Raw genomic sequence first — 12,901 nt, forward strand, 5'->3', positions numbered from 1 at the left:
GAAGCCGAAAGCCACATAGCAAGACACGAATTAACGAAATATATGATCAATCTTAAAAATTTAGAAGTATGGTTTCTCACAGGAAGCCAACACCTTTATGGGGAGGAAACACTAAGGCAGGCTGCTGCACATGCCGAGGAGATTGCCAATTACCTCGACCAGGCCGGCCAAATTCCGGTGAAGGTACGCTTCAGGCCTATCGTCAAAACATCAGCGGAAATTTACGATACCATTGCTGACGCCAACCACTCGCCAAATTGCATCGGCATCATCACATGGATGCACACATTCTCTCCTGCCAAAATGTGGATACGGGGATTGAACATTCTCAATAAACCGTTGTTGCATCTCCACACCCAATACAACAGGGATATTCCGTGGAACAGTATTGACATGGACTTCATGAACCTCAACCAAAGTGCGCACGGCGATCGGGAATTTGGCCATATCGTTTCAAAAATGCGAATCAATCGTAAGGTGGTTACCGGCCATTGGAAAGACGATGAGCTGATTGACCAAATCAATGTATGGGCCCGCGCTGCTGCGGCGTGGCACGATTGGCAAGGTGCGCAATTTGCTCGTTTCGGTGACAACATGCGATATGTAGCGGTCACCGACGGCGACAAAGTAAGTGCAGAAACCCAATTTGGGTTTTCAGTCAACACGTATGCCGTAGGTGATTTAGTAAAAATCGTCAACCAAATCACTGAAAGCCAAATCGACGCGCTGATTGAAGAATACGAGCACACGTATTCCTTAGCCCCCAACGTGCAGGCAGGAGGCGATAAACGTCAAAATCTGCGTGACGCAGCTCAGATCGAACTCGGCCTGCGGCAATTTCTCACGGATGGCGGTTTTAAGGGGTTTTCCAATACGTTTGAAGACTTACATGGCTTGAAACAACTTCCCGGCATCGCGACGCAACGGCTCATGCAGGCGGGCTTTGGCTACGCCGGAGAAGGGGATTGGAAGACCGCGGCGCTGGTGCGCGCTGCAAAAGCTATGGCCTCCGGCTTACCGGGGGGCAATGCCTTCATGGAAGACTATACGTATCATCTCGATCCTTCAAACACGTTGGTGCTCGGTGCACATATGCTGGAAGTGGATCCCGCCTTGGCCAAGGGTAAGCCTTCGTTGGAGGTCCATCCCCTGGGGATTGGCGGTAAAGATGACCCGGCACGGCTTGTGTTTGATGCGGCCGGCGGCCCAGCCCTTAATGCCAGCCTTGTCGATATGGGCGACCGTTTTAGACTGGTGGTCAACGAAGTCGAGGCCCAAGAACCACAAAACCAGCTACCTAAACTACCGGTAGCGCGCGTGTTGTGGAGGCCTTTGCCTGACCTGAAAACCGGATGTAGCGCATGGATATACGCCGGCGGAGCACACCATACCGTTTATAGCCAAAACCTGACTATTGACCACTTCCGGGACTTTGCAAACATAGCCAACATCGAGCTGCTCCATATCGGAAAAAACACCCATCTGGCAGACTTTCAAAAAGAAATTCGATGGAATGAAGGCTATTACAACACCCATTGATTAACCTCAAATTATAACCCGTTATGCAACTCCTTGAGACACTAGATTGGATAATCGTCGGCATCTATTTCCTGCTGATTGCAGGCATCGCCGCCTGGACAATGCGAAAGAAAAAAGATTCAGCGCAGGAGTATTTTTTAGCCGGCAAAAGCCTGGGCTGGTTTGTCATCGGCGCATCGATCTTCGCATCAAACATCGGATCTGAACACCTCGTAGGCCTCGCCGGGTCAGGTGCAACAGATGGCGTCGCCATGGCTCATTATGAGCTCCACGCGTGGTGTTTGCTTGTCCTCGCGTGGGTGCTGGTGCCATTTTACATGCGTTCAAAGGTATTTACAATGCCTGAGTTTCTGGAAAAGCGTTTTTCGCCTACTGCGCGGACCGTGCTTTCCGCCATTTCGCTTGTGGCCTATGTGCTGACAAAGCTCGCCGTAGGCGTATACGCCGGAGGGATGGTGTTTATGGTGCTGCTTCCCGAAATCGGCTTCATGGGCCTCGACAGCTTTTGGGTGGGCTCCGTGCTTATCATCGTCCTCACTGGCCTATATACAGCAATCGGGGGCATGAAGGCCGTAGCGTATACTGAAGCATTCCAAACGGTTGTTCTCATCTTTGGTTCGGCTTTGGTGACCATCCTTGGCCTACAGGCTATGGGAGGATGGGATAACCTCCGCGCCGCGGTAGACGACGAAATGTTCAACCTATGGAAGCCATTGGTACCCGAAGGCGTGGAAGGTACCTGGAGCCCGGTCAAGGAAACAGGCCGCATGGCGTGGTATTTCAACGATAATTATCCATGGGTGGGTATGCTCTTCTGTGCGCCTATTATCGGCTTGTGGTATTGGACGACCGACCAATATATTGTACAGCGCGTACTGGGAGCCCCCAACGAAACGGAAGCCCGTAGAGGTTCCATCGCCGCTGCGTTCTTTAAACTTTTCCCCGTGTTTATCTTTATTATCCCTGGCATTATTTGCTACGCGCTGGCCTCAAGCGGAAAGATTCCGGCCTTGACCCAGCAACTGATCGGACCTGATGGCGAAATTATCCGTGATAATGCGCAGCAGGCGTTTCCACTGATGGTCGCCAATATCCTTCCCGCTGGGATACGAGGTCTCGTCGTCGCCGGATTATTGGCTGCATTGATGAGCTCGCTTGCCGGAGCGTTCAACGCCTCCTCTACCTTGTTTACGATAGATTTTTATTCCAAACTCCGCCCAAATGTGCCGCAGGAAAAACTGGTATGGGTTGGCCGTGTCGCCACAGTGGTTATGATTGTCATCGGTCTGCTATGGATACCCGTAATACGGGGCGGCAAAGGCTTATACGATTACCTACAGGGAGTGCAATCTTATCTCGCACCGCCCATTGCGGTGGTTTTCTTTGCAGGTATTTTCCACAAACGGCTCAACGCCAAAGGATGCCTGGCCGCACTTTATACGGGCTTCTTATTGGGTTTGCTGCGGCTGGCGATTGATACGCCCGTTAAACTGTCCAGTGGATTCACTTATCCGGAAGGCTCGTTCCTATGGATTATAAACAACATGTTCTTCCAGTATTACAGCCTTATCATTTTCCTTATCAGCTTGATGGTGATGTTCGTAGTGAGCTACGCTACGGCTGCGCCTGCATATGAAAAAATAGCCGGACTGACGTTCGGCACCATCACGGATGAGCACCGAAAAGAAAGCCGCGCGAGCTGGAACAAATGGGATGTAATTTTTTCACTGGGGATCATCGTACTTATTCTGGCCGCATATGGCTATTTCAGCGGATAGCCGCCGCTGACTGACAGATATGATTTGAATTTTAATTTTGAAGACTTACATTAGCCTACTTTTCCGCGGGTGAGCACACGCCAGCTCCGGACAAAAAAATAAACACATGAATACCGACAGACGTACATTTTTGAAACAAGCTGGAGCCGGACTCGCCGCAGCCTATCTTGCACCTTCCTGGCTATCCTGCTCATCGTCCAATGCACCGGCCATCACAGTTGAGGAAATCGGCTTACAACTGTACACATTGCGCGACCAACTGGCCGGTGATGCATCGGCAACACTTAGTCGCGTTGCCGAGATAGGTTATGACCATGTAGAGACCTTCGGCGCTGAAATCAACAGTGGCAGTGGGGCTTCCTTCTGGGGATTATCCGTTAAAAACCTGACTGCATTACTAAGCGACTATGGATTAAAAACCTACAGCGGACACTACGATCTTTCCGATTTTCTGACGCCAGGAAACGGCAATCTGGACACCTTAAAAGCGTCCATTGATATCGCTGCCCACTTACGTCAACAATATGTGATAGCGCCGGTACCACCGTTTCTGCTTATTGATAAGCTTACCGTCGATGATTATCTTTTCATGGCCGATCAGCTCAATAAAGGGGGCGAACTCGCGGCTCAATCCGGCGTCAAAATTGGTTATCATAATCATTTCTGGGAATTCCGTACGTTAGCAGACGGACGCAGAGGCCTGGATATTCTTATTGACAATACCGACAAAGACTTGGTCGTATTTGAATTGGATTTGTTCTGGAGTGAAAAATCCGGCACAGACAGCGCTGCTTACTTTGAAAAACATCCTGGCCGTTTTCCGCTCTGGCATATCAAAGACATGGATAAGGCCAACACCGAAACAGTGACCGGGCCTGATTACGACAGCAAGCCCGTGATGGAAATCACTTCGACAATTACCTACACGGAAGTGGGAACAGGAAGCATTGACTTTAAAAAGATACTGGCGGAAGAAAAAGCGGCCGGATTGCGATACGCATTCGTGGAGCAAGACTTAATCACCATCGATCCCTTTGAGAGTATAGCCAAAAGCTACCAATACGTCAAAAGCAATCTTTTAAGTTAGCGTGCTGACCGACTAAGCCACAACCGGCCAAATGGCTTCAATCCACTCCGGCCCGGCTACGCTGCCGAACATACGGACTGGATTGAAGCAAAGCCGGAGAAAAATGGCTACCTGAATCGATAAATCGTCCGTGTCTGATATTCGGCCTTTGGTTCCAAGACGGTTGATGGGAAATCCGGCTGGTTAGGCGAATCGGGAAAATGTTGGGTTTCCAAACAGAATGCCGAACGATGGCCATACGTCTTTCCCCCTTTGGCGTTTTGCACGTTGTCCATGAAATTGCCGCTATAGAACTGCAGACCGGGTTCCTCGGTAAGGATGTCCATGACAATGCCCGTTTTAGGACTCTCAACCGTAGCCACAAGCTGCAGCCCGGCATCTTTTTTCAACACAAAATTGTGGTCATAGCCCTTGCCAAGCACTAGCTGGGCATCTGCAGTATCAATGCGTGCACCGATGGCTGCCGGTTGCCTAAAGTCGAAGGGCGTATTGGTTACCGGAGTAAGCTCACCTGTCGGAATCAGCGTCTCGTCAACAGGGGTATAGCTGTCTGCACGGATAGTAAGTAGATGATCCAGAATGGTGCTATCACCTTCGCCGCTAAGGTTGAAGTAGGCATGATTGGTCAGGTTTACCACCGTGGCCTTGTCTGTGGTCGCCCGATAGGCGATGTCTAAACCGTTGTCCGCAGTAAGTGTGTACACCACGGTAGATACAAGTTTACCGGGATAGCCGGCATCACCGTCGGGAGAGGCATATTGTAATTCAAGGCTACTGTCCGTTACATGCTTTACTTCCCACACCTTCGCAAAGAAGCCATTGGTACCACCGTGCAGCGTGTTGGGCCCATCATTAAGCTCCAGCTGATACTGCTGCCCGTTCAATTCAAACTGCCCCTTGGCGATACGATTGCCGTAACGTCCTACCACGGCACCGTAAAACCCTTCGCCAGGTTGCCGATAAGCTGTCAAGTCCTTGTACCCAAGCACCACATCCACCAAGTCACCGTTTTTGTCCGGTACATGGAGACTAACCACGCGCGCGCCGTAATTCGTGATAGCTGCAACGGCCGTTCCGTTGGACAGCGTGTATAATTTCACGGAATCGCCATCAATTTCAGCCTCGAAATCTGCGGGTGACACCGATAGTACAGCCGACATGTCGGTGCTTGCAGATTGCTCGTGGGCAGGGCTACAAGCCGATATCGCGGCCGCAGCAACCATAAAGACAAAGGTAAACTTGTGTGTTCTGTTTTCCATGTTGAATAATTCCTTTTGGCGGCAAAGAAGCGCTTTCTCACTAACTGCATCAGTAAGCTGGCGGTTAGCCTCTGCCGGCTTCATTATTGTATAACATTAGGTTTACTAAAAAATGATCCTGCAATTAACCGTCCTCGCAACAAATTAATCACTATCTTGGCAAAGATAAAAGTAAAATCTACATATCGTTAATTACTGAAGAATTTTGATCGGACTTAAAGGCCACGATGCAGGCAGGCTAGCAAGACAAGGGCCAAATCAAACTTCTTTCGATGCGGATTTATGGCCGTACAGCAAATGGGTAAAATTACCCTTTACATCATGCCTTCCTGACGCTATTTTTACTCGATAATTAATTCATTTGTTCACCCACTAAACTGTGATGAACCGATATGAGTTGCCGCTTCGAAAAGAATATGTTCCAAAGCTTGTGTTATACAGCAGGCTCAAACCACGGCAAACACACCAGACGCAATCTCAGCTAATAGATTGAAAGAAAACAACACACTCAATAATGAAAAGGTCACTTATCTATTCCGTATTACCATTACTGGTTGTTCTAGCCTGTCAAACAGCCAATGACTCGCCAGCTGTACGCACTACCGCCAATGCGCATCTGCCGGATTCAATGATTATTCCCGTCAGCGTCGGTCGCGAGATGGTGCACAATTACAACCGAAAGCAACAGCAAAGCGGGTTGGACGTCACGTCCGACAGCCTCCAAACGCAATTTGTCTGGATAGCGCTCGAAGCGCTGGAAGGACTGGTAGACGACGCCAAAGCGGCCGGGTCAGACGGCATACGCATCTATTTTGCCACATACGGATCCAATGAAACAGCGCTTTCCTTCCCTGATGAACCCCATCATGCCGGCATGAATACGCTGGTCTTTGTGCCGACCAAAGACACGGTCGTCGCTGGGAGACACCTTCATTGGGACCACTATATCCATCAATTTACACCACAAGGTGCATGGAGCGAATTAAATGAACAAGTAGGCGTGATGAACAGAAGTGAGATTTGTCCGCCGCCTCAAAACTGCAATGGAGAAGGTGCTACACTATTGAGTAATTAGTCGTGTCGTTTCCGTACGCTCAAACTGTACAACTTATCTGTCTGTTGGTGGCGATGCGACTTCTTTGGAGAGATCACTCGCCGTTTTGGCGCCTCCACATCGCCTACCTCGCCATCGTGGTCGCCGTAGAATTATGTGGCCGATTTATGCTTATCAAAGCAAGCAGCAACCACATGATGTATAATGTCTTCTTATGGGTAGAGGCATGCTTTGTCGGAAGTTTTTTATCCTATCTCTTCCGACCTTATGTAAAAACGCAGTATTGGCCGTGGTACTGGATGCTATTATTTGGCGGTGCTTTCTTTACAGAATTTGCTTATATGAATGGTGCGGGTTTTATGCACCGCACAACGACAGGAATGTCGGTGCTCATTGTCGTCGGCTGTGTATATTATTTTTGGTTGATTTGGGATGGCAGCGATATCGCCAACATACTTGCTTACGCGCCTTTTTGGTGGGTTGTGGGGACCCTGTATTTTTACTTTGGAAGTACGGTAAGCAACTTGCTTTATGAGCAACTTTTCCTGTTGCATGAACCCCGTTATAAAGGTTCGGTGCGTTATGCGATTATGGTCATGTTGAACATTATTTTATACAGTATATGGAGTTATGCATTCTATTGCAGGTATCGGGAGCGGAAATCAATCGCCTATTACTCTACGGCACATTGATTTTTCTCATCATGCCCACTGTATTGGTTGTATTTATGGTTTTTTACCAACGGCGTATCCATGCGCACCGCCAAGCACAGGCCGCACAGGAAGCGCAGCACCAGCGGGATAAACTGCTCGTAAAGCTGGAAGCCGAAGAAAATACCCGTAAGCGTATCGCAAGTGATCTACATGACAATATCGGTCAGGTAATGAGCTTAGCTGCATTGACATTGTCTGCGGTAGACCTGAGCCAACCGGAAAAAGCTACGAACAAGATAGAAACCGTTTACCTGCTCATCACGCGTAGCATACACGAGCTTCGGCAGCTTGCGCGTCTTATTTCCGCTACCGAGATTTTACATGGCGGCTTGCAGCAAGCGATCGCAAAGGAACTTGAATGGGTGCGTGACAGCAAGGTACTTGCTGTACGCTATGACAGCCCGGCTGCACCGCCGCCTGAAATCTCACACGAGCAGGCCATTTTGTTATTCCGATCGTTTCAAGAGCTATTAGGTAACGCTATCAAACATGCACAAGCCAGCGCCATAAGCGTGCAGCTTCATCACACTCCGCAGCAGTTGGCCATCTATGTGGAGGATAATGGGATAGGCTTCCATCCCCCAGTGGATGCGTCTTCTGGGGGCATGGGCTTACCCGCCATCCGTGAGCGCATGAATCAATTGGAAGGTGATTTTACGATTCACTCTACGCCCGGGAACGGCACTTATGCTTGCCTGAAATGCCCTTTACGTTAATTGCGCCCCTATGATTAAATACGCTTTGATAGACGACCACCGCATCATCCGCGAAGGCATAATTTCCCTGATGGAAGACCATAGCGACATCATATTGCATTTCGACGCCTCAAATGGAAGTGAGATACAACGCAAAATCGACGAACTGGGGCCGCCGGATATCATCTTGCTGGACATCGCTATGCCCATTATGGACGGCTACCAAAGCATGGAGTGGCTAAGCCAGCATCATCCTGACATTAAAGTACTGGCCTTGAGCATGCATAGCGAAGAGCATGCAGCCAGCCGTATGCTTATGCTTGGTGCCAAAGGCTTTATCTCCAAAGATGTGCGCAACGCGGAGCTTGTTGCAGCGATGCGTTACCTTCATACAGGAGATCTCGCTTACCGTTCGCAGGCCCCGTCACTCACGACCCACATAAAACCGTCATTGCACCATTTACTAAATTTCTCCAACAGGGAATTGGAATACCTGCGGTTGTGCGCACAGGGCCTGTCTGACGAAAAAATTGCCGACGCAATGTGCCTGAGCAGACGTACGGTAGAAAAATACCGCGAGGCACTCACCCAACGGCTCAATTTGAAAACCAAAAATGATTTGACTAACTACGCCTTCCGAAATGGGTTGGCAACCCGCTAATTCCGCTTAACGAACATGGATATGGAACAACACCTTCAACAATTTAAGCAAAAACTCCAATCGTTTGCTCCAATGCATTCAGGTATCTGGGAAACATTGACCAAACACCTTTCCGTGATCGGTTGCCCTGCGGAACGGCCGCTCACCATGCAGCCCGGCATCTGTTATCTTGCCGAAGGCCTGATGATGCAATGCAAATACCACGCAGACACAGAACCTACTATACTGCGTTTCATACCGCAGGGCACAACAATCCCCATGAGCATGGGCGATACGGCGCAATTAAAGGCAATCTTGCCCTGTAGGTTGCTTTGGGTGGGCAAAAAAGAATTGGAACAGCTTACGGTATCATTCCCCGATCTGCGCCGACATTATGACGCTTGGATGAGTGGATGGTACCAGTTATTGGAAGATCGATCAGAACTACTGTTATTGCCCCCAAAAGAACGCAAGCAAGCGTTTATTTCAAAGTATCCGAATATGATACAATACATTAAAATCAAAGACCTTGCTATTTACCTCGCGATGCAGCCCAACTATTTAGGCGTACTTTAAACTCAGGAACACGTTTCAAAATGCCTTCCCGAAGTTAATTATCTTGCTAACTTTGTCAATTCAGTTAATTGGCAATATCCTGAATGCAGGTACGGCTTCGAAAATTCTGGTGGCAACTTGTCGGAGACCCTGAACAGCTCCCCCTGGAGCATCGGGCTTTTAACGTCATTGGTTTAATCACCGGTGTGCTGCTGCTTATTTTAATCCCACTAAATATCGCCCTGAAACTCTGGGTGGTCTCGGGGATGTTGGTGGTTATCGAAGCAATATTGGTCTTCCTGATCATCAGGGCCAGGGTTTATGGCCAGTATACGTTCAGCCTGCTGGCCTATGCAATAGCGAGCTATGTTGTGGTTACCATCACTTTCCTGTATAATTCAGGGAGCAACGGGCCGGCGTTATACCTCTTTTTGCTCACGTATCTATTTTTGATCGCTTTCACCCATCCCCGTTTTCATCGCATCTGGACTGTGCTGCATCTTGTGGTACCCGTATCACTACTCGGTTTGGAATACGTTGTCCCCCATATATTGGCGACCGATTATGCTACGCTGGAGTATCGCTATCTCGATATTGCTACCACACTGATTATCATTGTAGTCTGCACTTACAGCATCACCATTTACCTACGCGGCAACTACGAACGGGAAAAACATACGGCCGAGCAACATGCCTACAAAATTGAAGCACAAAACGAACAGATCCGCGCTCAGAATAAATTGTTACAAGAATCCAACAGTGAAAAACTACGTTTGATATCGATATTGGCCCATGACTTGCGCAACCCATTGAGCGCAATAACAGGCGTATTGGAAATTCTGACTTATGAGGAATTGCCGGCCGATATGCGAAAGGCAATGAAAACAGAACTGTTGCTCGCTGCCCGCAACACCTCTGAATTGCTTGACAACCTGCTTTCATGGACCACCGGGCAAATCAAAGGCCTGAAACCAATCGCCACCAAGATAAAACCCGAAGTTGTTATTGCCAACGTACTGGAAGTGCAGCAATTCATAGCCAACAAGAAAGGGATATCCATAACGACCCATCTCGAGGCGGACGTCAAAATATGGGCAGATATCGATATGCTAGAGTTGATCATCCGCAACTTAATCAGCAATGCCTTGAAATTCACACCGAAAAATGGCACAGTTGATATCTCGTTAAACCGAAACGCAGACAACCGTACATGTACGTTAGCGATTGAAGACAACGGTATCGGCATTGCCAGCGAGGATATGAGTCGGTTATTCGACAGGAATGTGCAATCCACCTACGGCACTGAAAGCGAGAAAGGCATCGGACTTGGCTTATATTTATCCAAAGAATTGGCTGCGCTCAATCACGGTAAAATATGGGCCCGGAGCACACCCGGCAAGGGGTCTACTTTTTTTGTATCTTTCCCATTGTACGAGGCAGAAAGTCATCCACAACCACATCAGCTTAGTTGAACCCGAAAGAAACCATTGCCGAATAGCCAAGATTAACATTACGGATTTTTGCCAAAAACTTTTTACCTTTGTACTTTGTTAACTGCGTATCAAGCCATGTAATACCGCACAACACCATTCTTATAGCATTTACTTGAAAAAGCGCCGCCAGACTTTGCCTTGCGCCGCTACTTTCACTTTTTATTTTACACTGATTAAACACATGGCAAAACAAAAAATTTTTGACACCGCTATACAACCCGAGACCGCAGTTTTGGTAGGCATCATCCTGCCCAACGAAAGCGAAGAAAAAGAACAGGAATATTTGGAAGAACTGGCCTTTTTGGTTGACACCGCAGGGGGTGTCATAAAGGGAGTATTTACGCAGCGGCTCCATCACCCCGATAGAGCCACTTTTGTAGGCACCGGCAAGCTGGACGAAATAAAGTCATTTGTGGAAGCCGAGGAAATTGACATCGTCGTGTTTGACGATGAGCTATCGCCCTCGCAGCTGCGCAATATCGAACGCGAACTAAAGGTGAAGATACTTGATCGAAGCAACCTTATCTTAGATATCTTCGCCCGCAGGGCAAAATCAGCGCAAGCTAAGACACAAGTGGAATTGGCACAACTGCAATACCTGCTTCCCCGGCTTACCCGGATGTGGACGCACCTGGAACGCCAACGCGGCGGTATCGGGATGCGGGGCCCAGGAGAAAGCCAAATCGAGAGCGACCGCCGGATGATCCTCAATAAAATCGCACTGCTTAAGGAACGCCTCAAGAGCATTGATCGCCAAGCGGAAACTCAACGAAAAAACCGGGGCCAACTTATTCGGGTAGCACTGGTAGGGTATACGAATGTGGGCAAGTCGACGATCATGAACCTGATCGCTAAATCCGACGTATTTGCCGAAAACAAATTGTTTGCCACATTGGATACGACTGTCCGCAAAGTCGTCATCGACAACTTACCTTTTCTCCTTTCCGATACCGTAGGGTTTATTCGCAAACTACCCCATCACCTGGTTGAGTGTTTTAAGTCAACACTGGACGAAGTGCGGGAAGCCGATGTGCTGGTACATGTGGTGGACATCTCCCATCCAAGCTTTGAAGACCACATCAGGGCCGTAAACGAAACGCTCAAGGAACTCGGGGCACTGGATAAACCGACCATCACCGTATTCAATAAAATCGATGCTTACCAACCAGAAAGGGAGCAGCAAGCGGATGAAACGGATACCGAAGCACAACCGACTTCGCTGGAGGAGTTCAAGCGCAGTTGGATGGCCAAGTACAACAGTCCGGCAGTATTTATATCGGCAACAGCCAAGACAAACGTCGAAGAATTTAGGAAACTAATTTACGACACCGTGGTGAAAATGCATACCGAACGATATCCTTACGATAATTTACTGTATTAAGGAGGATGAACAAGAAAGTCATTTTCGAAGATTGGGGCTTATTGGATTATCAGGTCGCTTGGGATAGGCAGGAGGCCCTCTTTGCCCAAGTGGTAAGCCAAAAATCAGCCAACCGGCAAGAAGGATTGGCAACGCCGACGATCAATCACCTGATTTTCACCGAGCACCCCCATGTGTATACGCTCGGTAAAAGCGGTAATCCTGAAAACTTATTATTGGACGAAAGCGGGTTACAGGAGAAACAAGCTACGTTTTACAAGATAAACCGGGGCGGCGATATCACCTATCACGGTCCCGGGCAAATCGTAGGGTACCCTATTCTCGATCTCGATAATTTCTTTACCGACATCCACCGTTATCTCCGCACCCTGGAAGAGGCGGTCATCCGCACACTGGCCGATTATGGCATCACAGCCGGGCGTTACCCAGGTTATACAGGTGTATGGATAGATGCGGACAATGGCCGTGCGCGCAAGATTTGTGCTTTAGGCGTACGCGCCAGCCGTTGGGTGACCATGCATGGTTTCGCTTTTAATGTCAATACCGACCTTACTTATTTCGGCAACATCATTCCCTGCAATATCGATGATAAAGACGTCACTTCGATGCAACGTGAATTGGGAAAACCCCAAGACATCAATGCGATAAAGGATCGCCTTAAGGATCATATTGCGGAGCTGTTTGGGATGGAAATCGAGTAATCCCCA

General features: G+C 48.7%; 12 protein-coding genes. 11 read left to right on the forward strand and 1 reads right to left on the reverse strand.

Annotated elements, in window-relative coordinates; genetic code table 11:
• Window positions 1-42 precede the first annotated feature (42 nt).
• The 3 genes from araA to JHJ32_RS15305 all read left to right on the forward strand — a co-directional run bounded on the left by araA (window position 43) and on the right by JHJ32_RS15305 (window position 4,404).
• Window positions 43-1,539 (forward strand): L-arabinose isomerase, encoded by a 1,497-nt coding sequence (araA, locus tag JHJ32_RS15295; RefSeq protein WP_200121526.1) that lies wholly within the window; start codon window positions 43-45, stop codon window positions 1,537-1,539.
• A gap of 23 nt (window positions 1,540-1,562) precedes the next feature.
• Entirely contained in the window at window positions 1,563-3,317 is a 1,755-nt protein-coding gene (locus tag JHJ32_RS15300; protein ID WP_200121527.1) for a sodium:solute symporter, read from the forward strand.
• Between the two features lie 106 nt (window positions 3,318-3,423).
• On the forward strand, window positions 3,424-4,404 hold the full coding sequence (locus JHJ32_RS15305) for a sugar phosphate isomerase/epimerase (protein ID WP_200121528.1): 981 nt from the start codon (window positions 3,424-3,426) through the stop codon (window positions 4,402-4,404).
• 107 nt (window positions 4,405-4,511) lie between these two features.
• Here JHJ32_RS15305 and JHJ32_RS15310 read toward each other — a convergent pair whose 3' ends face one another.
• Complete coding sequence (locus JHJ32_RS15310; RefSeq protein ID WP_079718133.1) at window positions 4,512-5,663, reverse strand: aldose epimerase family protein; 1,152 nt, start codon at window positions 5,661-5,663, stop codon at window positions 4,512-4,514.
• A gap of 514 nt (window positions 5,664-6,177) precedes the next feature.
• Here JHJ32_RS15310 and JHJ32_RS15315 point away from each other — a divergent pair.
• The 8 genes from JHJ32_RS15315 to lipB all read left to right on the forward strand — a co-directional run bounded on the left by JHJ32_RS15315 (window position 6,178) and on the right by lipB (window position 12,895).
• The gene (locus JHJ32_RS15315) at window positions 6,178-6,738 is read left to right on the forward strand and encodes a hypothetical protein (RefSeq protein ID WP_200121529.1); all 561 of its coding nucleotides are present in this window, start codon (window positions 6,178-6,180) and stop codon (window positions 6,736-6,738) included.
• A 53-nt stretch (window positions 6,739-6,791) separates the two neighbouring features.
• Window positions 6,792-7,409: a hypothetical protein gene (locus JHJ32_RS15320; protein ID WP_200121530.1), complete on the forward strand. Its 618-nt coding sequence runs from the start codon at window positions 6,792-6,794 to the stop codon at window positions 7,407-7,409.
• Entirely contained in the window at window positions 7,340-8,146 is an 807-nt protein-coding gene (locus tag JHJ32_RS15325; protein ID WP_200121531.1) for a sensor histidine kinase, read from the forward strand. The genes JHJ32_RS15320 and JHJ32_RS15325 overlap by 70 nt, the downstream gene beginning before the upstream one ends.
• A 10-nt stretch (window positions 8,147-8,156) precedes the next feature.
• A complete protein-coding gene (locus JHJ32_RS15330; RefSeq protein WP_200121532.1) occupies window positions 8,157-8,786 on the forward strand; it encodes a response regulator transcription factor in 630 nt (209 codons plus the stop codon).
• 21 nt (window positions 8,787-8,807) lie between these two features.
• The gene (locus tag JHJ32_RS15335) at window positions 8,808-9,341 is read left to right on the forward strand and encodes a Crp/Fnr family transcriptional regulator (protein WP_139378743.1); all 534 of its coding nucleotides are present in this window, start codon (window positions 8,808-8,810) and stop codon (window positions 9,339-9,341) included.
• A gap of 83 nt (window positions 9,342-9,424) precedes the next feature.
• Window positions 9,425-10,792: a sensor histidine kinase KdpD gene (locus tag JHJ32_RS15340; RefSeq protein ID WP_200121533.1), complete on the forward strand. Its 1,368-nt coding sequence runs from the start codon at window positions 9,425-9,427 to the stop codon at window positions 10,790-10,792.
• Between the two features lie 202 nt (window positions 10,793-10,994).
• Entirely contained in the window at window positions 10,995-12,194 is a 1,200-nt protein-coding gene (hflX, locus tag JHJ32_RS15345) for a GTPase HflX (protein ID WP_079718004.1), read from the forward strand.
• Window positions 12,195-12,199: 5 nt separating this feature from the next.
• A complete protein-coding gene (gene lipB / locus JHJ32_RS15350; protein ID WP_079718003.1) occupies window positions 12,200-12,895 on the forward strand; it encodes a lipoyl(octanoyl) transferase LipB in 696 nt (231 codons plus the stop codon).
• Window positions 12,896-12,901: the final 6 nt, after the last annotated feature.

Source organism: Parapedobacter sp. ISTM3 (assembly GCF_016533505.1).
In the GTDB taxonomy this organism is placed as follows: domain Bacteria; phylum Bacteroidota; class Bacteroidia; order Sphingobacteriales; family Sphingobacteriaceae; genus Parapedobacter; species Parapedobacter luteus.

Excerpts from the sequence above, each read along its gene's own strand:
- JHJ32_RS15340 (WP_200121533.1), top strand. The coding sequence starts at position 9,425 with ATGCAGGTACGGCTTCGAAAATTCTGGTGGCAACTTGTCGGAGACCCT.
- JHJ32_RS15330 (WP_200121532.1), top strand. The coding sequence starts at position 8,157 with ATGATTAAATACGCTTTGATAGACGACCACCGCATCATCCGCGAAGGC.
- JHJ32_RS15315 (WP_200121529.1), top strand. The coding sequence starts at position 6,178 with ATGAAAAGGTCACTTATCTATTCCGTATTACCATTACTGGTTGTTCTA.
- hflX (WP_079718004.1), top strand. The coding sequence starts at position 10,995 with ATGGCAAAACAAAAAATTTTTGACACCGCTATACAACCCGAGACCGCA.
- araA (WP_200121526.1), top strand. The coding sequence starts at position 43 with ATGATCAATCTTAAAAATTTAGAAGTATGGTTTCTCACAGGAAGCCAA.
- JHJ32_RS15325 (WP_200121531.1), top strand. The coding sequence starts at position 7,340 with ATGGAGTTATGCATTCTATTGCAGGTATCGGGAGCGGAAATCAATCGC.
- lipB (WP_079718003.1), top strand. The coding sequence starts at position 12,200 with ATGAACAAGAAAGTCATTTTCGAAGATTGGGGCTTATTGGATTATCAG.
- JHJ32_RS15335 (WP_139378743.1), top strand. The coding sequence starts at position 8,808 with ATGGAACAACACCTTCAACAATTTAAGCAAAAACTCCAATCGTTTGCT.
- JHJ32_RS15300 (WP_200121527.1), top strand. The coding sequence starts at position 1,563 with ATGCAACTCCTTGAGACACTAGATTGGATAATCGTCGGCATCTATTTC.
- JHJ32_RS15305 (WP_200121528.1), top strand. The coding sequence starts at position 3,424 with ATGAATACCGACAGACGTACATTTTTGAAACAAGCTGGAGCCGGACTC.
- JHJ32_RS15320 (WP_200121530.1), top strand. The coding sequence starts at position 6,792 with ATGCGACTTCTTTGGAGAGATCACTCGCCGTTTTGGCGCCTCCACATC.
- JHJ32_RS15310 (WP_079718133.1), bottom strand. The coding sequence starts at position 5,663 with ATGGAAAACAGAACACACAAGTTTACCTTTGTCTTTATGGTTGCTGCG.